General features: G+C 59.4%; 19 protein-coding genes. 13 read left to right on the top strand and 6 right to left on the bottom strand.

Annotated elements, in window-relative coordinates:
• Nucleotides 1–26: 26 nt before the first annotated feature.
• Nucleotides 27–1400, top strand: a complete 1374-nt coding sequence (locus tag AC1MEE_RS11605; protein WP_480415475.1) for a phosphate ABC transporter substrate-binding/OmpA family protein — start codon at nucleotides 27–29, stop codon at nucleotides 1398–1400.
• Between the two features lie 44 nt (nucleotides 1401–1444).
• Here the strand turns inward: AC1MEE_RS11605 and AC1MEE_RS11610 are convergent, their stop codons facing one another.
• The gene (locus AC1MEE_RS11610) at nucleotides 1445–2677 is read right to left on the bottom strand and encodes an acyl-CoA dehydrogenase (RefSeq protein ID WP_480415476.1); all 1233 of its coding nucleotides are present in this window, start codon (nucleotides 2675–2677) and stop codon (nucleotides 1445–1447) included.
• A 161-nt stretch (nucleotides 2678–2838) separates the two neighbouring features.
• Here AC1MEE_RS11610 and AC1MEE_RS11615 point away from each other — a divergent pair, with 161 nt between their 5' ends.
• The 7 genes from AC1MEE_RS11615 to AC1MEE_RS11645 all read left to right on the top strand — a co-directional run bounded on the left by AC1MEE_RS11615 (nucleotide 2839) and on the right by AC1MEE_RS11645 (nucleotide 11863).
• Nucleotides 2839–3786, top strand: a complete 948-nt coding sequence (locus AC1MEE_RS11615) for a LysR family transcriptional regulator (RefSeq protein WP_480415477.1) — start codon at nucleotides 2839–2841, stop codon at nucleotides 3784–3786.
• A gap of 168 nt (nucleotides 3787–3954) precedes the next feature.
• Nucleotides 3955–4356, top strand: coding sequence for a MerR family transcriptional regulator (locus AC1MEE_RS11620; protein WP_480415478.1), 402 nt, complete (start codon nucleotides 3955–3957; stop codon nucleotides 4354–4356).
• Nucleotides 4357–4400: 44 nt separating this feature from the next.
• Nucleotides 4401–5300 carry a hydroxymethylglutaryl-CoA lyase gene (locus AC1MEE_RS11625; RefSeq protein ID WP_480415479.1) on the top strand — a complete coding sequence of 300 codons (900 nt, stop codon included), beginning with the start codon at nucleotides 4401–4403 and terminating at the stop codon, nucleotides 5298–5300.
• A 922-nt stretch (nucleotides 5301–6222) separates the two neighbouring features.
• Nucleotides 6223–7386, top strand: coding sequence for an isovaleryl-CoA dehydrogenase (locus tag AC1MEE_RS11630; protein WP_480415480.1), 1164 nt, complete (start codon nucleotides 6223–6225; stop codon nucleotides 7384–7386).
• 26 nt (nucleotides 7387–7412) lie between these two features.
• Complete coding sequence (locus AC1MEE_RS11635) at nucleotides 7413–9020, top strand: carboxyl transferase domain-containing protein (RefSeq protein WP_480415481.1); 1608 nt, start codon at nucleotides 7413–7415, stop codon at nucleotides 9018–9020.
• Between the two features lie 24 nt (nucleotides 9021–9044).
• The gene (locus AC1MEE_RS11640; RefSeq protein WP_480415482.1) at nucleotides 9045–9896 is read left to right on the top strand and encodes a gamma-carboxygeranoyl-CoA hydratase; all 852 of its coding nucleotides are present in this window, start codon (nucleotides 9045–9047) and stop codon (nucleotides 9894–9896) included.
• The gene (locus AC1MEE_RS11645; protein WP_480415483.1) at nucleotides 9893–11863 is read left to right on the top strand and encodes an acetyl/propionyl/methylcrotonyl-CoA carboxylase subunit alpha; all 1971 of its coding nucleotides are present in this window, start codon (nucleotides 9893–9895) and stop codon (nucleotides 11861–11863) included. The genes AC1MEE_RS11640 and AC1MEE_RS11645 overlap by 4 nt, the downstream gene beginning before the upstream one ends.
• A 58-nt stretch (nucleotides 11864–11921) precedes the next feature.
• On the opposite strand, the gene AC1MEE_RS11650 is transcribed toward AC1MEE_RS11645, so the two are convergent.
• Nucleotides 11922–12977, bottom strand: coding sequence for a Glu/Leu/Phe/Val dehydrogenase dimerization domain-containing protein (locus AC1MEE_RS11650; RefSeq protein ID WP_480415485.1), 1056 nt, complete (start codon nucleotides 12975–12977; stop codon nucleotides 11922–11924).
• A gap of 175 nt (nucleotides 12978–13152) precedes the next feature.
• Here AC1MEE_RS11650 and AC1MEE_RS11655 point away from each other — a divergent pair, with 175 nt between their 5' ends.
• Nucleotides 13153–13620 (top strand): Lrp/AsnC family transcriptional regulator, encoded by a 468-nt coding sequence (locus AC1MEE_RS11655; RefSeq protein ID WP_480415487.1) that lies wholly within the window; start codon nucleotides 13153–13155, stop codon nucleotides 13618–13620.
• 254 nt (nucleotides 13621–13874) lie between these two features.
• Entirely contained in the window at nucleotides 13875–15026 is a 1152-nt protein-coding gene (locus AC1MEE_RS11660; RefSeq protein WP_480416210.1) for a M14 family metallopeptidase, read from the top strand.
• A gap of 66 nt (nucleotides 15027–15092) precedes the next feature.
• Here the strand turns inward: AC1MEE_RS11660 and AC1MEE_RS11665 are convergent, their stop codons facing one another.
• A complete protein-coding gene (locus tag AC1MEE_RS11665; protein ID WP_480415488.1) occupies nucleotides 15093–15632 on the bottom strand; it encodes a cytochrome b in 540 nt (179 codons plus the stop codon).
• A complete protein-coding gene (locus tag AC1MEE_RS11670) occupies nucleotides 15629–16729 on the bottom strand; it encodes a catalase family peroxidase (protein ID WP_480415490.1) in 1101 nt (366 codons plus the stop codon). Before AC1MEE_RS11670 ends, AC1MEE_RS11665 begins: the two co-directional genes overlap by 4 nt.
• Before the next feature lie 177 nt (nucleotides 16730–16906).
• Between AC1MEE_RS11670 and AC1MEE_RS11675 the strand changes: the two genes are divergently transcribed.
• Both AC1MEE_RS11675 and AC1MEE_RS11680 read left to right on the top strand, forming a co-directional pair.
• Nucleotides 16907–17419, top strand: coding sequence for a sigma-70 family RNA polymerase sigma factor (locus AC1MEE_RS11675; RefSeq protein WP_480415492.1), 513 nt, complete (start codon nucleotides 16907–16909; stop codon nucleotides 17417–17419).
• The gene (locus tag AC1MEE_RS11680; protein ID WP_480415494.1) at nucleotides 17416–18174 is read left to right on the top strand and encodes an anti-sigma factor family protein; all 759 of its coding nucleotides are present in this window, start codon (nucleotides 17416–17418) and stop codon (nucleotides 18172–18174) included. Before AC1MEE_RS11675 ends, AC1MEE_RS11680 begins: the two co-directional genes overlap by 4 nt.
• A gap of 3 nt (nucleotides 18175–18177) precedes the next feature.
• On the opposite strand, the gene AC1MEE_RS11685 is transcribed toward AC1MEE_RS11680, so the two are convergent.
• Together AC1MEE_RS11685 and AC1MEE_RS11690 are read right to left on the bottom strand one after the other, a co-directional pair.
• Nucleotides 18178–20070 carry a propionyl-CoA synthetase gene (locus AC1MEE_RS11685; RefSeq protein WP_480415495.1) on the bottom strand — a complete coding sequence of 631 codons (1893 nt, stop codon included), beginning with the start codon at nucleotides 20068–20070 and terminating at the stop codon, nucleotides 18178–18180.
• Nucleotides 20071–20176: 106 nt separating this feature from the next.
• Nucleotides 20177–21391 carry an MFS transporter gene (locus tag AC1MEE_RS11690; protein WP_480415496.1) on the bottom strand — a complete coding sequence of 405 codons (1215 nt, stop codon included), beginning with the start codon at nucleotides 21389–21391 and terminating at the stop codon, nucleotides 20177–20179.
• Nucleotides 21392–21496: 105 nt separating this feature from the next.
• On the opposite strand from AC1MEE_RS11690, the gene AC1MEE_RS11695 reads away from it, so the two are divergent.
• Nucleotides 21497–22054 carry a TetR/AcrR family transcriptional regulator gene (locus tag AC1MEE_RS11695; RefSeq protein WP_480415497.1) on the top strand — a complete coding sequence of 186 codons (558 nt, stop codon included), beginning with the start codon at nucleotides 21497–21499 and terminating at the stop codon, nucleotides 22052–22054.

The raw sequence follows: 22054 nt of genomic DNA on the forward strand, positions 1-22054 counted from the left end.
TTTCTTGTCTATATAAGGTGCCGCACATGCTGTGCGCTCTGTTCACCGGCAAACCCCGCCACCGCGCCGCATGTGTGCTTTTTGGCTTGCTTTGCAACGCCCTGTCCGGCTCGGTTTTCGCTGCATTGCCCTTGCCTGCCGAAGGCGTTCCGGTGTTGCGCATCCAGGGTTCGAATACCATCGACGCCACACTGGGTCCGGCACTGGTCGAAGGTTTACTGCAAGCCGAAGGTTTGCAAGCCGTGCGCATCGAACCCGGTGCCAATGAGAACGAACAACGGGTGGTCGGCCACACCGATAGCGGACGGACGGTATTGATCGAGGTTGCGGCCCATGGTTCGGGCACCGGCTTCACCGCCCTGAAAGCCGCCAAAGCCGATCTGGCCGCCTCTTCGCGCCCGATCAAAGACAGCGAACTGACAGACCTCGCCACTCTGGGTGACCTGAGAAACCGCAAAGCCGAACAAGTCATCGCCATCGACGGCGTGGCAGTGATCCTCCATCCAGGCAACCCCTTGCATCAGTTGAATACCGAACAACTGGCGCAGATTTTTTCGGGAGAAGTCCACACCTGGGAAGAGCTCGGCGGTACCGGTGGTGCGATTCACGTATATGCCCGTGATGACCAGTCAGGCACCTTCGATACCTTCAAGGAGCTGGTGCTGCTCAAGTACGGTAAAACCCTGGCCCGCGACGCCAAGCGTTTCGAGTCCAGCGAGCAACTGTCCGATGAGGTCAGCCAGGACCGTGGAGGCATTGGTTTTATTGGCCTGCCTTATGTAAGACGGGCCCAGGCGGTCGCGATTGTCGACGGCGACTCGAAACCGATGTTGCCGACCGTTAGCCTGATCGCCACCGAAGATTATCCGTTGTCGCGGCGCCTGTATTTCTACCTGCCGCCCCTGGGGCATCAACTATGGGCCGAGGCACTAGTGAAATTCGCGCAAAGCGCCAAGGGCCAGGCCATCGTCGCCAATAGCGGTTTCATCGCCCAGACCGTGCAGGCGATCAAGGTCCAGGCCTCAGCCGAGATGCCGCCCGACTATCAAACGATCGTCAAGCAAGCACAGCGTCTGTCGGTCAACTTCCGTTTCGCCCAAGGCAGCGCCACCCTGGATAACAAGGCACAACGCGATCTGAAGCGAGTGCTGGATTACCTCAAGGCTCACGACAAGTTGAACAATTACGTCACGTTGGTAGGTTTTGGCGATGCCAAGAGCGATCCGGCGCGGGCAGCGTTGTTGTCCAAGCTGCGAGCCATGGCGGTGAGGCGGGAATTGGTCAGGAACGGGGTGAACTTTCGCGAAATTCGGGGTTTTGGTGAGGAAATGCCGGTTGCAGCCAACAACGCTGACGAAGGCCGGATCAAGAATCGACGGGTGGAGGTTTGGGTTTATTGAACCGGCGCATGCCCGCGCAGAACGCGGGCATGCGCTATCGGCTATCAGTGACGCTCGCTACGCAGCATTTCCTTGGGCACGTATTTGCCGATCTCGAACTTGCCAATCGCAGCGCGGTGCACTTCATCCGGGCCATCGGCCAGACGTAGCGTGCGCTGCATCGCGTACATGTACGCCAGCGGGAAATCGTTGGAAACCCCTGCTCCGCCGTGCATCTGAATCGCCCTGTCGATGACGCACAATGCCACGTTCGGTGCAACCACCTTGATCTGGGCGATTTCGCTTTTCGCGACCTTATTGCCGACGGTGTCCATCATGTACGCGGCTTTGAGGGTCAGCAGCCGCGCCATGTCGATCTCCATCCGCGAGTCGGCAATGATGTCGACGTTGCCGCCCAGGCGCGCCAATGGCCGACCGAATGCGGTGCGACTGATGGCGCGTTTGCACATCAGTTCCAGTGCCCGCTCCGCCATGCCGATAGACCGCATGCAGTGGTGAATCCGGCCCGGCCCGAGCCGACCTTGGGCGATCTCGAAACCGCGACCTTCACCCAACAGCACGTTCTCGTAAGGTACCCGGACGTTCTCGAACAATACCTCGGCGTGACCGTGTGGCGCATCGTCGTAACCGAACACCGGTAGCGGACGGACGATTTTCACGCCGGGTGCATCCGTCGGCACTAGAATCATTGAGTGTTGCTGATGACGCGGGCCGTCCGGATTGCTCAGGCCCATGAAAACCATGATCTTGCAACGCGGGTCGCAAGCGCCCGAGGTCCACCATTTGCGGCCGTTAATCACCCATTCGTCGCCGACACGTTCAGCGCGGGCAGCCATATTGGTGGCATCGGAGGACGCTACGTCGGGCTCGGTCATGGCGAAAGCTGAACGGATGTCGCCGCGCAACAGCGGTTCAAGCCATCGTTGTTTCTGCTCTTCGTTGGCATAGCGCACCAGCACTTCCATGTTGCCGGTGTCTGGCGCGGAGCAGTTGAACGGCTCCGGTCCGAGCAACGAACGGCCCATGATTTCGGCCAGCGGTGCGTATTCCAGATTGGTAAGACCTGCACCGAGTTCCGATTCCGGCAGGAACAGGTTCCACAAGCCCTCGGCTTTGGCCTTGAGTTTGAGTTCTTCCATGATCGCCGTCGGCTGCCAGCGATCACCCTCGGCGACCTGACGTTCGAATATGGCTTCTGCCGGGTAGACATAGGTGTCCATGAACGCAGTCACGCGCTCACGCAGTTCCTGAACCTTGGGGGAGTAAGCGAAATCCATGAGCAGCTACCTTCTGAAGGAGGTTGGTGAGGTCATGAAATGGATGCTAGATCAGCGATGAAAATTTATCTAACCTATTCTCAGCGTGTATAAACATTCATAACCGATATATGATCGGCCAACGCAATGTCACAACAAAAACAGCACGAGAGCGCAATGGAATGAATCTGAGCAAGGTCGACCTCAACCTCTTTATTGTCTTCGATGCCATCTACACCGAAGCCAATCTGACCCGCGCCGGACAAATTGTCGGCATCACCCAGCCTGCGGTTTCCAACGCTCTGGCCCGACTGCGGGAGACCTTCAATGACCCGCTTTTCGTGCGCACTGCTCAAGGCATGGTGCCCACGCCCATGGCTCAGAACATTATCGGGCCGGTGCGCAACGCCCTGTCATTGCTGCGGGTCTCGGTGCAGGAAAGCCGGATCTTCAACCCGTTGCAGGCCAACAAGACCTACCGCATCAGCATGACTGACCTGACCGAAGCCGTGATCCTGCCACCGCTGTTTCAGCGCCTGCGACGGCTGGCCCCAACCGTGATTATCGAGAGCTTTCTGTCCAAACGCCGCGAGACCACCAAGGAACTGGCGGCCGGCCGCCTGGACTTCGCCGTCGATGCCCCGCTCAACACTGACCCCCAGGTCCGTCACGTCAAGCTGATGGAAGACAAATACGTCTGCGCCATGCGCAAGGGTCATCCGCTGGCAACCAAAGACAAATTCAGCCTCGACGATTATCTGTCACTGACCCACATCCATATCTCCAGCCGCCGCAGTGGCCTGGGGCATGTCGATCTGGCGTTGGGCAAGATGGGCATTCAGCGCAAAATCGCGCTGCGCTCGCAGCATTATCTGATGGCTTCGCAAGTGCTGCAGCAGACCGACATGGTCATGACCGTGCCGGAACGCTTCGCCAGACGCCACGACCTGCACTACGTCAATTTGCCGGTCAACGATGTACCCTCCGTGGAAACTCACCTTTACTGGCACGAAAGCACCGATCAGGATCCGGCCAATCGCTGGATGCGCGAGCAGATGATAGAGCTTTGTCAGCTGGTAACGGCGCAGGAAAAGAAGCTAGATAAAGCTTTAGACATCAACCTCAAGTGACTGATAAATAGTTATTTATTCTTGATACTTAAAGCTGTTTCTAGAATAGCTGCCACTCGGTTTGCTCCTTCCACGAAGCAGCGAAAACTCATGAAGGTCCGGCAGACTGCTTGACGTATACGTCAAGCACGCCGTAGGTTAACCACAAGTTCAACCTTGAGCGCCTTCATGAGCAGCCAGACTTACAGCATCTCCGACCTCGCGCGCGAGCTCGACATCACCACCCGCGCTATTCGTTTCTATGAAGAACAAGGCCTGCTCGCCCCCGAGCGGCGCGGCCTTGAACGCATCTATTCGGCCCGCGACAAAGTCAGCCTCAAGCTGATCCTGCGTGGCAAACGTATCGGTTTTTCCCTGGCCGAATGCCGCGAATTGATCGAGCTGTACGACCCGCGCGGCGACAATCAAAAGCAGTTGAACACCATGCTCGGCAAAATCGGTGAACGCCGCAATCAGCTGGAACAACAACTTCTGGACATCCAGCAGATGCAGCTGGAATTAGACACCGCCGAAGAGCGCTGCATGTCCGCACTGGAAAGAACTCTTAAAGATCATGATGTTACCGAGTAAATCTCGAATAATTCTAAGGTCTCGAACAACTCCAAGGTGATGCCATGCCCCTGCCTCAACATGTACGTCTGGTGGAAGTCGGTCCTCGTGATGGTCTGCAGAATGAAGCCAAGCCCATCAGCGTCGCGGATAAGGTGCAACTGGTCGATGAGCTGACAGCGGCGGGCCTGAGCTATATCGAAGTCGGCAGTTTTGTCTCGCCCAAATGGGTGCCACAAATGGCCGGCTCCGCTGAAGTCTTCGCCCGGATTCAACGCAAGGCAGATGTCACCTACGCTGCGCTGGCGCCCAATCTGAGAGGTTTTGAAGACGCCCTTGCCTCCGGCGTTACAGAGGTCGCGGTATTCGCCGCGGCGTCCGAAGCCTTCTCCCAGCGCAACATCAATTGCTCGATCAGCGAGAGCCTGGAGCGCTTCGTCCCCATCATGGAAGCTGCTCGCATGCATGGCATTCGTGTGCGCGGTTACGTGTCCTGTGTGCTGGGTTGCCCGTACGAAGGCCAGGTCGCGCCGGAACAAGTCGCCTCGGTTGCTAATGAGCTGTTCGCCATGGGCTGCTATGAAATATCCCTCGGCGACACCATCGGCACCGGCACACCAGGCGCAACCCGCTCACTGTTCGAAACGGTCGCAGGGAAAATCCCCCGAGGCAAGCTGGCGGGCCACTTCCATGACACCTATGGGCAGGCGCTGGCCAACATCTACGCCAGCCTGCTCGAAGGCATTCAGGTGTTCGACAGCTCCATCGCCGGGCTCGGCGGTTGCCCGTACGCCAAGGGCGCCAGCGGCAATGTTGCCACCGAAGATGTGCTGTACATGCTCAACGGCCTGGGGGTCGAGACCGGCATCGACATGGACCGTTTGATCGCAGCCGGTCAACGAATCTGTGACGTGTTGGGCCGCCCCACCGGTTCGCGGGTAGCGAAGGCGCGATCGGCGAGTTGAGTGTTACCGTTCCGACACAAAGCCACGCAGAAGCGGGTAACACGGAAACAATTTCTGATAATTTTTATCGACCTCGTCGATCAGTTTTTTTCAAGACATTGATTTTAAAGGGCTTTATAAAGCTGGCACGGCTTCTGCTATAGTTCCTGTACAACAAAAATAAAAAAACAAAGCAGCAACCCAATAAAAACAATACGTATCGGCTCTGACACAACAAGAACAACACGGACAGAGACGCAGCTAACAGATTTTTTTGGAGTGGATGGCTTTTCAGGGATTTCGATCCCGCAACCGGGCAGAGAATAATAAAACTACCTCAGGTAGCTCCCGAACTGGTTGGATCACTATTGATAAAGGCAGCGTCAGCGCTCAAAAAAATACGTTTGCTCTTGATCCCGGATGGGGATCGATTAAAACCGCGGTAGTAAGGGACCGGTCGCCAAAAACAACAACAGGCCACCCTAGAACAATAAAAAAAAGAGCATGCAAAAACCTTGAAGGGGAGCCCAGGCTCCCCTTCGTGCTATCTGGCGTTTGATAAATTCTGCGTTGATCACAAGCGCCCTTCCATCAAACAACCTGTAAATCATTGATAAATAAAATATAGTTCTTAAGTCCTGCACCGATCTAATGTAGGAGCTGACTTGTCTGCGATCCGTCCGGGGTCGCGCTCGACCGAAGCGCTGGCAAAAATGGTGAATTCACCACCGCTGGAAGGTCCTTCGGCCCTTATCGCAGACAAGTCAGCTCCTACGCCCTCCGGGCAGAATCGGGTCCCAGTTTGCTGCGCGACAGCGCGGGATCTCCTACATTTCCCACCCTCAAACTACGCCCCACCAATTGACAGCCATTACCCGACAGGTTTACGTTAACGTAAAGGTGAATACACAACCTCAAACAATAAATAGGAAAGGTAAAAAGCATGAGCTACCCGAGCCTGAACTTCGCCCTCGGCGAAACCATCGACATGCTGCGCGACCAGGTTCAGGCCTTTGTCGCGGCAGAAATCTCGCCCCGCGCAGCGCAAATCGACAAAGACAACCTGTTCCCCGCTGACCTGTGGCGCAAATTCGGTGACATGGGTTTGCTCGGCATCACCGTTGACGAAGAATACGGCGGTGCGGGCATGGGCTATCTGGCCCATGTGGTGGCCATGGAAGAAATCAGCCGTGGCTCAGCGTCGGTCGCCCTCTCCTACGGCGCTCACTCCAATCTGTGCGTCAACCAGATCAACCGCAACGGCAACCCCGAGCAGAAAGCCAAATACCTGCCCAAACTGATCAGCGGCGAACACGTGGGCGCCCTGGCCATGAGCGAGCCCAATGCCGGTTCCGACGTGGTGTCGATGAAGCTGCGTGCCGACAAGCGCGGCGATCATTACGTACTCAATGGCAGCAAAACTTGGATCACCAACGGCCCGGATGCCAACACCTACGTGATCTACGCCAAAACCGACCTGGAGAAGGCCGCCAAGGGCATCAGCGCCTTCATCGTCGAGCGCGACTGGAAGGGATTTTCCCGCAGCAGCAAATTCGACAAGCTCGGCATGCGCGGCTCCAACACCTGCGAGCTGTTTTTCGATGACGTCGAGGTCCCGGAAGAAAACCTGCTCGGTCCGCTGAACGGCGGCGTCAAAGTGCTGATGAGCGGCCTCGATTACGAACGTGTCGTGCTCTCCGGCGGCCCGACCGGGATCATGCAAGCCTGCATGGACGTGGTGCTGCCTTACATTCACGACCGTAAACAGTTCGGCCAGAGCATCGGCGAGTTCCAGCTGATTCAGGGCAAAGTCGCCGACATGTATACCCAACTCAACGCCAGCCGTGCGTATCTGTATGCCGTGGCCCGAGCCTGCGAGCGCGGCGAAACCACGCGCAAGGACGCCGCCGGGGTGATTCTGTACAGCGCCGAACGCGCCACGCAAATGGCCTTGGACACCATCCAGATCCTGGGCGGCAATGGCTACATCAATGAGTTCCCGGCCGGTCGCCTGCTGCGTGACGCCAAGCTGTATGAGATCGGCGCTGGCACCAGTGAGATTCGCCGCATGCTGATCGGTCGCGAGCTGTTTAACGAAACGCGCTGAGTCTATTCGACCTTTTGGAGTGCCTCATGGCCATCCTGCACAGCCTACTCAATACGCGCTCGCCGGAATTCGCGGTCAACAGCGCGGCGATGTTGAAACACGTCGAGGGCCTGCGCCAGTTGCTCGCCCAGGTTCATCAAGGCGGCGGCCCAAAAGCCCAGGAACGTCATACTTCGCGCGGCAAATTGCTGCCCCGCGAGCGGATCAATCGCCTGCTCGATGTCGGCTCGCCCTTCCTTGAAATTGGCCAATTGACCGCTTACGAGGTGTACGGCGAAGACGTACCAGCAGCGGGCTTGATCGTCGGCATCGGCCGGGTCGAAGGCGTCGAATGCATGATCGTCGCCAACGATGCCACGGTAAAAGGCGGTTCGTACTACCCGCTGACGGTGAAAAAACACCTGCGAGCGCAAACCATCGCTCAGCAAAACCGCCTGCCGTGCATCTATCTGGTGGACTCCGGCGGCGCCAACCTGCCACGTCAGGATGAAGTGTTCCCCGACCGCGAGCACTTCGGGCGGATCTTCTTCAATCAGGCGAACATGAGCGCCGTGGGCATTGCGCAGATCGCCGTGGTCATGGGGTCCTGCACGGCGGGTGGCGCTTATGTGCCCGCCATGGCCGATGAAGCGATCATGGTTCGCCAGCAGGCAACGATTTTCCTCGCCGGCCCGCCGCTGGTGAAAGCCGCGACCGGTGAAGTGGTCAGCGCCGAAGACCTGGGTGGCGCCGACGTGCATTGCAAGATTTCCGGGGTCGCCGACCATTACGCCGATAGCGATGTACACGCTCTGGCCCTGGCCCGACGTAGCATCGCCAACCTCAACTGGCGCAAGCAGGGTGTGCTCAATACCCTGGCTCCCATCGCTCCGTTGTATGGCCCTGACGAGTTGTACGGCGTGATCCCGGCTGACGCGAAACAACCGTTCGATGTGCGCGAGGTGATTGCGCGGCTGGTGGACGGTTCGGTGTTCGATGAGTTCAAGGCGCTGTTCGGCAGCACGCTGGTCTGCGGTTTTGCCCATCTGCACGGCTACCCGATCGCCGTTCTGGCCAACAACGGCATCCTCTTCGCTGAGTCGGCGCAGAAAGGCGCGCACTTCATCGAACTCGCCTGCCAGCGCGGCATCCCCTTGTTGTTTCTGCAAAACATCACCGGGTTCATGGTCGGCCAGAAGTACGAAGCCGGCGGCATCGCCAAGCACGGCGCCAAGCTGGTCACTGCGGTGGCCTGCGCCAAGGTGCCGAAGTTCACCGTGATCATTGGCGGCAGTTTCGGTGCCGGTAACTACGGCATGTGCGGTCGCGCCTACGACCCACGGTTTCTATGGATGTGGCCCAACGCACGGATCGGCGTGATGGGCGGCGAACAAGCCGCAGGTGTGCTGGTGCAGGTCAAACGCGAGCAGGCCGAGCGTAGCGGTCATGGCTTCAGCCCTGAGCAGGAAGCCGAGATCAAACAGCCGATTCTCGATCAGTACGAGCATCAGGGGCATCCTTATTACTCCAGCGCCCGCTTATGGGACGACGGCGTCATCGACCCCGCGCAGACCCGTGACATCCTGGCCCTGGCCTTGTCCGCATCGCTGAATGCGCCTATCGAACCGAGCACATTCGGCGTGTTCCGGATGTAATCGGGCCTCGCCAAAGGAGTGAACATGACCGATTTCCACACCCTCGAACTGCATAAAGACCCACGGGGTTTTGCCACGCTCTGGCTAAACCGTGCGGACAAGAACAACGCCTTCAATGCGCAGATGATTCGTGAACTGATCATCGCCCTGGATCATGTGCAAGCCGACGCCAGCCTGCGCTTTATGGTGATCCGTGGCCGTGGCAAACACTTCAGTGCCGGCGCCGATCTGGCCTGGATGCAGCAATCGGCGAATCTGGACTACAACACCAACCTCGACGATGCCCGCGAGTTGGCCGAGCTGATGTACAACCTCGCCAAACTGAAGATCCCGACCCTGGCGGTGGTGCAAGGTGCAGCCTACGGCGGGGCCTTGGGTCTGATCAGTTGCTGCGACATGGCGATTGGCACCGAGGATGCGCAATTTTGCCTGTCGGAAGTGCGCATCGGTCTGGCTCCGGCAGTGATCAGCCCGTTCGTGGTGCAAGCCATCGGTGAGCGCGCGGCACGTCGTTATTCCTTGACTGCCGAGCGCTTCACTGGCCGGCGCGCGCAGGAAATCGGCCTGCTTGCCGAGTGCTATCCGGTTGCCGAGTTCGAACAGCAAGTCAGCCAGTGGATCGACAATCTGCTGCTCAACAGCCCGCAAGCGATGCGCGCCAGCAAAGATCTGCTGCGTGAGGTGGGCAACGGTGCACTGACCCCTGCCCTGCGCCGTTACTGCGAAAACGCCATTGCCCGCATCCGCGTCAGCCCCGAAGGTCAGGAAGGTTTGCGTGCCTTTCTGGAGAAACGCGCACCCAGCTGGCAGTCCGAAAGCGCCGAAGCCCCTCAGCCCGCACAACAAAACAAGAACAAGAAGGAACCGCGCCCATGAGCGCTCCACTGAATCCGGCTCCGCTGTTGACACGCATTCTGGTCGCCAACCGGGGCGAAATCGCTTGCCGCATCATGCGCACCGCCAAGGCGCTGGGGCTGTCCACCGTTGCCGTACACAGCGCCACTGACCGCGACGCCCGGCACAGCCGCGAAGCGGATATTCGTGTTGATCTGGGCGGTAGCAAGGCGGCGGACAGCTACCTGCTGATCGACAAATTGATCGCCGCCGCCAAGGCCAGTGGCGCCCAGGCGATCCATCCCGGTTATGGCTTTTTGTCCGAAAACGCAGGGTTCGCCCGCGCCATCGAAAACGCCGGACTGATCTTCCTCGGCCCGCCCGCCTCGGCTATCGACGCCATGGGCAGCAAATCCGCCGCCAAGGCCTTGATGGAAGACGCCGGCGTGCCGCTGGTACCGGGTTATCACGGCGAAGCACAGGACGTTGAAACCTTCCGCATCGCCGCTGAGCGCATCGGTTATCCGGTGTTGCTCAAAGCCACGGCGGGTGGCGGCGGCAAAGGCATGAAGGTGGTGGAACAGGTCAGCGAACTGGCTGAAGCCCTGGCCTCGGCCCAACGTGAAGCGAAGTCATCGTTCGGCGACTCGCGGATGCTGGTGGAGAAATACCTGCTCAAGCCACGTCACGTGGAAATCCAGGTGTTTGCCGATCAACATGGCAACTGCCTGTACTTGAATGAGCGCGACTGCTCGATCCAGCGTCGCCATCAAAAAGTCGTCGAAGAAGCCCCGGCACCCGGTCTCAGCCCTGAGCTGCGTCGCGCCATGGGCGAAGCGGCGGTGCGTGCCGCGCAGACCATCGGTTACGTCGGCGCAGGCACGGTGGAGTTTCTGCTGGATTCACGCGGCGAATTCTTCTTTATGGAGATGAACACCCGGCTGCAAGTCGAACACCCGGTCACTGAAGCCATCACTGGACTGGATCTGGTGGCCTGGCAGATTCGCGTGGCTCAGGGTGAGGCGCTGCCGATCACCCAGGCGCAGGTGCCGCTGATCGGCCACGCCATCGAAGTGCGGCTGTACGCCGAAGACCCTGCCAACGATTTCCTGCCAGCCACCGGCACCCTGGAGATCTACCGTGAGTCCGCTGCCGGTCCCGGTCGCCGTGTGGACAGCGGTGTGGCTGAAGGCGACAGCGTGTCACCGTTCTACGATCCGATGCTCGGAAAACTGATCGCCTGGGGCGAAAACCGCGAACAGGCGCGTCTGCGGCTGCTGGCGATGCTCGATGAGTTCGCTATCGGCGGGCTGAAAACCAACCTGGCGTTCCTGCGCCGTATCGTCGCCCACCCGGCGTTTGCGGCGGCGGAGCTGGATACCGGATTCATTCCGCTCTATCAGGAACAGTTGCTGCCGCCGGCCAGCGAGCTGTCGGCCGAGTTTTGGCAGGCCGCAGGTGAGGCGTTCAGCCAAAGCCAGCCGAGCCATATTCGTCAGGATGACCTGCATTCCCCGTGGGCCAACAACAGGGGTTTTCGCGCCGGTCTGCCGACAGAAATCGCCCTGCACTTGAGCTGCAGTGGTCAGAAAAAAGTGATCCAGCTGCGCAACAGCAGCGGGTCTGTGGCTGAACTGCGCGGCGAACAGCTGCTGATCGAACACGACGGCGTACGCCGCCAGCACCTTGCGATCCGCCGTGGCGACACGCTGTATCTGCACTGGCAAGGTGAGCTGCAGACGGTCAGGCGCCTCGATCCGATTGCCGAAGTTGAAGCCAGCCACACCCATCAGGGTGGCCTGACCGCGCCCATGAACGGCAGCATCGTGCGGGTACTGGTCGAGGTCGGCCAAACCATCGACCTCGGTGCGCAGTTGGTGGTGCTTGAAGCCATGAAGATGGAACACAGCATCCGAGCAGCCCATGCTGGAGTGGTCAAGGCGCTGTATTGCGTCGAAGGCGAGATGGTCAGCGAAGGGGCGGTATTGGTGGAGCTGGAAGAGGCCTAAGAGGCCGCCATTCGCAGGCAAGCCTGCGAACGCGGTGTGCCTGGCACACCGCGGTGTATCAGGCTGCGTTCAACCGCTCCATCGCCAGCATGTCGGCCACTGCCGTGGTGTTGCGCCCTTCTCCTTCGGCGCGCAGGAAGATCTGGCGCAAGGTTTCGCCGATGCCTTCCACATGCAGTTGCACCTGCTCGGCAGTCCCACCGTTGTACTCGTAGGACACATCGATGATGCCACCGGCATTAATCGCGTAATCCGGTGCGTGCAGGCAGCCACGGCGCCAGAGTTCTTCAGCGTGGCCAGGGCGGGCCAGTTGATTGTTCGCCGCACCGGCGATCACCGGAGCGCGCAAGACTTGCAGGGTTTGATCATTGATGATCGCGCCCATGGCGCAAGGTGCGAACACATCGACATCCAGACCATAGATTTCTTCCTGGCTCACGCCATGGGCGCCCAACTCGTCGATGGCGCGCCGCACGTTACGCTCCTGAATATCGCTGACCCACAGCTCAGCCCCGGCCGCGTGCAGTTGCTGCGCCAGATTGAAACCCACTTGCCCGACGCCTTGAATCGCCACCCTCAAGCCGTTGAGCCGATCACTGCCAAAACGCTGCAACACCGCCTCACTCAAACCGATGAACACACCTTTTGCGGTAGACGGCGACGGATCGCCGCTGCGAACCCCGCCACCCACTGCTTCTCGCTCGCCCGCGCCCACCACATGACGCGTGCGTTTGCCGATGGCGGCCATTTCCGCAACGCCAGTGCCAGAGTCGGCCGCAGTGATGTAGCGCCCGCCCAGACGCTCGACGAATTCCCCCATGGCGTGCAGCAGCGCATCATTCTTGTCGCGGTGCGGGTCGGCGATGATCACCGCTTTACCGCCACCCAGCGGCAGACCGGCCAGCGCGGATTTGTAGGTCATGCCCCGAGACAGGCGCAACACATCGCTCAGCGCCTGCTGCTCATCGGCATAGGGCCACATGCGGCAGCCACCGAGGGCTGGACCGAGCCGGGTGTTGTGCACGGCAATAATGGCTTTAAGGCCGGTGGCCTTGTCATGGCAGAACACCACTTGCTCGTGTTGATCGAATTCCTGGTGCGAGAAAATCGGCATTTCAGTTCCTCTGAGGTGCTTGTTGTTATTTTCAATGCGGTGTCGAGACGGGATGCTCAGTCGTCACAGAGCAAAATTCTGCCTGTAGGGCGTGGGCTTTTTCTTTCTAAATGAATGGGAATCTGCTGAGATTCGGCATGAACGCTTCCATAAAAACAAAAACCCGGGTCAATTCATGCAAATCAAACTAAGTCCCATTGACCGCAAGATTCTCCGCCTGCTGCAACACGATGCCGACTTGTCCGCTGCAGAGATCGCCGAGCGTGTGGAGTTATCGCAATCGCCTTGTTGGCGGCGAATTCATCGTCTTGAGGAAGAAGGCGTGATCGAACGCAGGGTCGCCCTGCTCAACCCGAAAAAACTCGGGCTGACCATGACAGTGTTCGTCGATGTGAAGTTGTCCGGGCACGGCCGGCGTCATTTGGCCGAATTCGAAGAGGCCATCATCGGTTACCCCGAAGTATTGGAGTGCTACACCATGGCCGGGAATATGGATTTTCTGTTGAAGGTGGTGGTCCAGGACATTGCCAGCTACGAACGGTTTTTGCGCGACCATCTGCTGCAGAAACCCCACGTCCAGGAAGCCCACTCGAACATCGCCATGAGCGAAGTGAAACGGACCACGGAGTTGCCGTTGGATTAGGGCGGCGCCGATAGGCTTGAATACTATTTTCCAAACGGGCAGGAAAAAACATTTGACTTTCAAATGATAATGATTATTATTGCGACAACTGATCGCGAGATCAGCCCGGTAACCCGGGAGCCTTAGGTCGGCTCTCGGATTATCTCCTCATCAGGCTAATCACGGTTTTGACCCGGCTTTTTGCCGGGTCTTTTTTTGTTTCTTGCCGATGCGTGTACAGTACCGCCCTAAGTTGGTACCACCGTACTCAGGATATAACCGTGACTCAGACCTCTCTCAAAATCAGCGCCGATTTCGACAGCGGCAACATCGAAGTGCTCGACGCCAGCAATCCCACACTTGTAAAGCTGGCGATCCGCCCCGACACACAAAGCCCGCACTTCCAGTGGTTTCACTTCAAGGTCGAGAACCTGCAAGTGGGCCACGAGCATGCCTTCAGCCTGACCAACGCCGGACAGTCGAGCTACAACCGCGCCTGGAGCGGTTATCAAGCAGTGGCCTCGTACGATCATGAAAACTGGTTTCGCGTGCCGACCACCTTTGACGGCACCGCCCTGAATTTCAGCCTTGCACCGACCGAATCGCAGGTCTACTTCGCCTACTTCGAACCCTACAGCCGCCAACGCCATGACTGGCTGATCGAGCAGGCTGTGAGCAAAGCCGGCACCGAGTTGATCGCCACCGGCAAGAGCGTCGAAGGTCGCGACATTCAATTGCTGCGCAAAGGTGATGGCGCTGCCGGCAAACGCAAGATCTGGATCATTGCCCAGCAACATCCCGGCGAGCACATGGCTGAATGGTTCATGGAAGGTCTGATCGAGCGTTTGCAGGAGAAAAACGACCCGGTCATGAGCCAATTGCTGGCCGCCGCCGACTTGTATCTGGTGCCGCACATGAACCCGGATGGTTCCTTCCACGGTCACCTGCGCACCAACGCCAAGGGCAAAGACCTCAACCGCGCCTGGCAGGATTCCAGCGCAGAACTCAGCCCGGAAGTGTTTTTCGTCCAGCAGCAGATGGAAAAATACGGCGTCGATCTGTTCCTCGACGTCCACGGTGATGAAGAAATCCCCTACGTCTTCACCGCCGCCTGCGAAGGCAATCCCGGCTACACCCCGCACCAGCAGCAACTGGAAGAACACTTCCGCCGCCGCTTGAGCGAAGTCACCCGTGATTTCCAGACCCGTTACGGCTACCCACGCGCTCACGCCGGCCAAGCCAACATGAACCTGGCCTGCAACAGCATTGGTGAACGTTATAAATGCCTGGCCCTGACCCTGGAAATGCCATTCAAGGACAACGACGACGCACCAGACCTAGTGACAGGCTGGTCGGGCAAACGCTCGAAACAACTGGCCAAGGATGTACTGACCACCGTGTCGGAAATGATCCCGATTTTGCGCTGAACCTGCAGCCCTCTTCGCGAATCGCTTGATGCGGACTGCCTGACACAGCGCCTTGGTTTGTTGCTGTCAGTCCTTGCCGCGCAGCATGCTGCCCAGCACCTCGTCGCGACGGATCCAGCCATGGAATAACGCGGCCGCCAGGTGCAGCAGAATGGTCAGGAAAAACAGGTAAGCCAGATACCTGTGGGCCTTGCGCAAAAAGGCAAAGGTGCTGGCGTTGGCCGGCACGATGGAGGGCAGTTGCAGCGAGCTGCCCAGCATCACCGGATCACCTGCCGCCGAGATCATCGCCCAGCCAATCAACGGCATCACTAACATCAACGCGTACAGCAGGTAGTGCGACAGTTTCGCCGCCAGCGCTTGCCAGCCCGGCAAATCGGCGGGCAACGGTGGCGTGCGGGTGGAGAAACGTACCACCAGGCGCACGATGACCAGCAGCAAAATGGCGATGCCCAGCGGCTTGTGGATGTTCACCAGCCATTCATGGCGTTGCGACACTGAAGCGACCATCCCCGCGCCGATAAACAGCATCGACAAGATCATCAGTGCCATCAACCAATGCAGCAGGCGCGCCAGGGGGGCGAAATGGGTGGGTTGGGCATTCATTGTTTTGGCTCCTGAGTCGAGGCGGACTTGGGCAACTGGTCCACTTCACTGGTCCGGCGCAGGTAAGAATCGGCGTAAGCCGCTGAACGGGCCGCCAACAGCGGGTCGTCGGAGCCTTCGATACCGCTCGGTAGAACCAGTGGATCGTAATTGACGTCACGGCAGTCGCCGTTGAGTTGCGGCTGAGTACTGTCCAGCACCAACGTTCCGGCATTGACCGTACGGTGATCATCGAGCCAGGGCTTGCTGGCGTCATCGGTCGGGTCGCCGGCGTTGGCCAGGGTAAAGATCAAGTCCCAGCGCAGGGGACCGGCCGCCAGATGCTGGTTCAAGTCCCGCTCAAGAAAATCCTTGTCCTCGGGGGCCTGCGCCTCCGGTTCGTCCTCGTCTACCGGGACCATGCTCCAGCGCACCGCCTGACGTTTGCCCGCGGCGTTCACCAGATAAAACGCATTGATGCTGTTATAGGTTTCGGTGGTATAGCTGGCCGAGGGTTTGGCGGTCTTGATCCAGGCCAGAAACGGTGCGGATTCCGGGTGCGAAGCAAAGAACGCTGGCGGCTTGCTCGGGTCCGGTTTGCCGGTCGCGGGGTCCGGAGCGGTGGCTTTAAGCATGCCGTAGAACGCCTCGGGAGTGCCTACCGGGAATACCGGCATGCTGTTCATCCCGGTGCGCCATTGCTGACCATTGGCCAGTTTGAAGCGTAGGGCCATGCTGCGGATGGGCACCGCGCTGTCAGGCGAATACGGATTCCCTGTAGGCAAGGCGAAGCGGCCGACCACAGGCGTACGCGTCGCGCTGAGCACTTGCGCGCTGGAAAACTCGGCGGCGGCGCCGTTGCTTTCGAAGTAACCTGCAACGCAGACGCCTTTCGAATGGTTGCGTCGAAAGCCCGGATGCGTGCCGTTGTTGTGTTCAAGGGTGTCGACGAGAACCTTGGGGGTCAGGCGTTGTGGGTCCAGGTAACCGCCCACGTAAGCGAACAGGCCAGCGGCAGCTAGCACCACCAGAGCAATGCCGGCCAGGCGAAAGGTCGTGCTCGCGGCATTCAAGGGCGGCTTTTGCTGCCGCGATTGAGGCGGTAAACGGTCAACCATGAAGAACTCCAGGGCCGTCGGCCTCAGGGTGAAGGAGCTGTGGGACGCAGGCGCTGGAGCTTTATTCCATCAGGCAGGTTTTATTTTTTCAGGGCGGGAATAACCTCAGTGCACAGGCGTCTCTCTGGTCACACGATCTGAACTGATCATAGTTGCTGACTTGGAACCCGCAGGCCCATGAACGAAATCGACGACCAACTACGCGAGTTATTACCGCGAATACGGCGCTTCGCAGTCTGGCTGACCCGGGACCCGAGCAGCGCTGACGACCTGGTGCAATCGAGCCTGGAAAAGGCCCTGTCCCGCTGGGCGGACAAACGCCCGGAAGGCGATCTGCGCGCCTGGTTATTCTCGATTCTGTACCGACAGTTTCTCGATGCCCACCGCCGCTCACGGCGCTATGGACGTATGCTGGAACTGTTCACCGGCGTCAGGGACGATCATTATGAGCCGTCTGTCGAACGCACCGTGGTCGCCCGATCGACCCTTGAAGCCTTTGGCCAGTTGAACACCGAGCAGCGCGCCCTGTTGCTGTGGGTTTCGGTCGAGGGCTTGAGTTATAAAGAAATCGCCGAGATCCTCGATGTCCCTATTGGCACCGTCATGTCCCGTTTGTCCCGCGCTCGCCAGGCTCTGCGCCAGCTCAGCGACGGCGAAATCACGCTCCCTTCTCTGCGGATATTGAAATGATCACTCTGCCCCCCAGCGAACGCGACTTGCACGCTTACGTCGACCATCAACTCAGCGAGGCCGACCGCCTGACCCTGGAAATCTGGCTGGCCGCGCACCCAGAACAAGCCGAGCAGGTGGCAGCCTGGCAACTCGATGCCCAGCACCTGCGCGCGGCCTTGAGCGGTGGGTTGCACATGGCGCCCAACCCCGAACTGGACCCGGCGTTCATCCGTCAGCGCTTGCGCCGCACGTCTTATCGGCATTACGCCACGGCGGCGATGTTGCTGGTGGCGGTGAGCATGGGTGGCCTGAGCGGCTGGCAGGCGCGGGAAATGACCTTGAGCAACGCCATTCCGCCCATGGCCGATGCCGTGCAGGCGTACCGAATGTTCGCGGTGAAAGACGACATGGCGTCGGACTGGAGCGCGGATAAACCCAACAATGCCCAGGGCTGGCTGGACAACAACTTCGCCCAGGCCAACCGCTTGCCCAACCTGGAGGCTGCGGGTTTCAAACCGGTCAGCGGACGCTTGACCAGCACCGAGCAAGGCGCCGCCGCGATGGTGGTGTATGAAGATTCGAACGGGCGCAAGGTCAGCTTCTATATCCGTCCGCCAGGACCGCAAAACCACCTGTTGCCACGCGGCAGCCGCCGCGATGGTGAATTACAGGCGGACTATTGGTCCGGTGGCGGTTACAACTACGCCATGGTCAGCCAGGCCGACGACCCTGCGGCGCAGATTGCCAGACAGGCGATTCGGCAGCCGATCTAACGATCAAGGCTTGGCCAACGCCGCGGCAATCTCCCCAAGAATTGCCGGATCATCAATGGTCGAAGGGGGCGTGAAGGTTTCGCCGTCGGCGATCTTGCGCAACACGGCGCGCAGTATTTTGCCGGAACGGGTCTTGGGCAATCGTTTTACCACCACGACACGCTGCAGACACGCCAGCGCACCGATCCTGTCACGCACCAGAGCGACCATTTCCCGCTGCAATTGCTCGGCACTTTCGTCGACCCCATCCTTGAGCACGATCATGCCCAGCGGCACCTGGCCCTTGATCTCGTCATGCACGCCGATCACCGCGCATTCGGCCACGGCGGGATGCTGGCCGACCAGGTCTTCCATCTCCCCGGTGGACAACCGATGACCGGCGACGTTAATCACATCGTCGGTACGGCCCATGATGTAAACGAAACCCTGTTCATCCACATAGCCCCCGTCGCCAGTGTGGTAATAGCCAGGAAAGCTCTGCAGATAGGCTTCCAGATAGCGCGGATGGTCGTTCCATAGGGTCTGGCTGCAACCGGGCGGCAGTGGCAAGGCAATCACAATGGAGCCTGGCTGACCCGGCCCCAGCAGATGGCCCTCTTCATCCATGACCTGAACGTTGTAACCCGGCACCGCGCGATTGCTCGAACCGGGGGCCGGGCTGTGACCTTCCAGGCCCACGCACGGCGCCGTCACCGGCCAACCGGTTTCGGTCTGCCACCAATGATCGAGCACCGGCTTGCCGGTCAATTGCTCCAACCAGTGATGGGTGCTGGAGTCGAGCTTTTCCCCGGCCAAAAACAGCTGGTGGAGCGAGCTCAGGTCGCGGTTCTTGATCAACTCGCCGTCGGGATCTTCCTTGCGAATCGCGCGCATGGCGGTGGGGGCGCAGAACAAGGCGTTGACCTTATATTCCTCAATCACGCGCCAATACGCGCCAGCGTCGGGTGTGCGGATAGGCTTGCCCTCGTACAGCACACTGGTGCAGCCGCACATCAGCGGTCCGTAGACAATCAGGGAGTGGCCCACCACCCAGCCGACATCGGAGATCCCCCACCAGACATCGCCCGGCTGCATGCCATAGATCCGGGTCATGGTGAAGATCAGCGCCACGGCATTACCGCCGTTTTCGCGAACGATGCCTTTGGGGCGGCCAGTGGTGCCCGAGGTGTAGATGATGTACAGCGGATCGGTACTGGCGACGGGCACCGGGTCGGCGGGTTGCACACCGACCAAAGCGGCGTTCCAGTCCAGATCGCGACCCGCCTGCAGCTGCGCTTGAACTTGCGGACGTTGCAGCACCAGCACATGCTGCGGCTGATGACGGGCCAGTTGCAGGGCCTTGTCCACCAGCGGCTTGTATTCAATGACCCGGTCGAACTCCAGCCCGCACGACGCAGTCAGTACCAGCTTGGGTTTGGCATCGTCGATACGCAGCGCCAGTTCATGGGCGGCGAAACCGCCGAACACCACCGAATGAATCGCACCCAGGCGGGCGCAGGCCAGCATCGCCATGGCCGCCTGCGGGACCATCGGCATGTAGATGATCACGCCGTCGCCCTTCTCCACACCCAGCTTGCGCAACAGCCCGGCCAGTCGTGCCACTTCGTCGCGCAACTCGTTATAGCTGTAACGCACCTTGCTGTAGCTGACCGGCGAATCGTAGATCAACGCCGTCTGCGCGCCGCGTCCCTGCTCGATCTGATAATCGAGCGCCAGGTAGCTGCTGTTGAGCTGACCGCCAGCGAACCAGCGATGGGTGCCGTCGGCCAGGGTTTCGAGGATCTGTCGAGGCGACTGATACCAGGCCACATGGCGCGCCTGTTCAGCCCAGAAGGCCTCGGGATCGGCGATTGAGTGGTCGTAGGTCTGCTGATAGTTCTTCTGTTTCTGGCTCATCGGTGTCCCTGTGATTGTTCTTATTGAGGGCTTGGCGAAAAAGGCCTTACATGAATGAAACTAGCAGATGCGCAGGGAAATTCAGCTACGACTTTTGTCGGCCGTTTCAGCCCTGCTGCAGGGCACGGGAATTGGCCGACCGCTGGATCAATAAGCCCAGCAAGGCCAACGATGCAAGGGTGATCACCACCAGGCCATAGACGTTGGTGGTCGCGATCAGGCCGAAACTGTGTGCCGATAACCCGGCAATCAATGCCGGAACGCAAAACGCCAGGTAACTGAGTACATAAAACGTCGACATCAAGCCAGCGCGCTCATGAGCATGAGCCAGCGGCAGCAATAGGCGCATGGCCCCGAGAAATCCAGCACCAAAGCCGCACCCGGCGATCACCGTGCCGACGAAAAACAGCCAGAGCCAGCCGCTGTTGACCGCGGCCAGAATCACCGCGACACCCATGGCCAGAAAGCTGGCGCCCACGAATAAGGCCAGGCTGGGCGCACGCTTGCGCAGGTTCAACATCATCAGCATGCCGCTGAGGGTCAACGCCGCCACGGCCAGCCCGCCATGGAGCACCGAGGTCGAACCGGTCGCCGCCGTCAACAACGACGGGGTCAGTGACAGGTAGAACCCACCCAACGCCCACGCCGCGATATCCACCGGCAAGATCAGCCAGAGTGTGCGTCGTGCCTGGGGGGGTACGCTCAATGCTGGCTTGAGGGAAGTCCACACGCCAGGTTGCGGGCTGACCGTTTCCGGCAGACGCCACAAGTACAGAGCCTGCAACACAAAAGCGATCAACAGCACGATAAAGGCCAGTAACAGCGGCAAGGGCGCGAATTCTGCCAGCACGCTGGTTCCCAGTGCGCCAGCCGCCATGCCCACCATTGGCGCGACGCTGTTGACCAGCGGTCCCTGAACTTGATCACAGTCGAGCAAGGCTGCACCCAGTGCGCTGGCGGCCATGCCCGTGGCGAAGCCTTGCAGCACCCGCGCAATCAGTAGCCAGGTCACATCGACGGCGGCGATAAACAAGGCCATCGACAGAATCTCAAGCAGCAGCGCGGCAAAAATCACCGGTCGTCTGCCCATGTAGTCGGACAACGAGCCGACCACCAGCAAGGCCACCAGCAAACTCAGTGCATACACTGCAAAAATAAGGGTCAGCATCGCCGCCGAAAAGCCCCAGCTTTGCTGATACAGATGATAAAGAGGGGTCGGCGTGCTGGACGCGGCGAAAAAGCACAGCAGCGTGATGGCCAGAAATCCCAGACTGCCACGACTGCGAACTGTCGGGGTCGGGTTCTGCAAAGGTTGAGACATGAGTACACTCTCCAATAAAGCAAACCACTAAAGCGATTACTTAGCTTTTATGAGTGTGCAACGCGATCCCGCTTAAAGCAAATTCTTTGTGTTAAGGTCTGCCGCATGGCTATAAAAGAAAGTATTCGCACGGGAGGCCGCAGCGCCCGTGTCCAGGAATCGATCCATGCGGCCATCCATGACCTGCTGCTCGAGCACGATCGCTCGACACTCAGCGTCCCGTTGATCGCAAACCGCGCCGGCGTTACTCCCTCCACCATTTACCGGCGCTGGGGCGACCTGACCACCCTGCTCGCCGACGCCGCGGTTGAGCGCTTGCGTCCGGACATTCCGGTCAATTGCGGCAACCTGCGCGAAGACCTGCAAACCTGGACCGAACAGTATCTGGACGAAATGAGTTCAGCCCCGGGCCGGGAACTGATGCGTGACGTCGTGGCCAGCAGCGCGGCGACCTGCTCTGGCAAATGCTCGGCCATCGTCCGCGATCAATTGCAGATCATCATCGATCGGGCCTTGGCTCGCGGCGAAACAGCGCCTCCGGCTGAAGAACTGATGGACGCCATCGTCGCCCCTATGGTGTATCGCATCCTCTACGCTGAAGCGCCGCCGAGCCTGGAGCGCATGCATCAGTTGATCGATATTTGTCTCGCGCGGCATACCTGA

It is taken from the genome of Pseudomonas sp. ASL3, assembly GCF_056680425.1.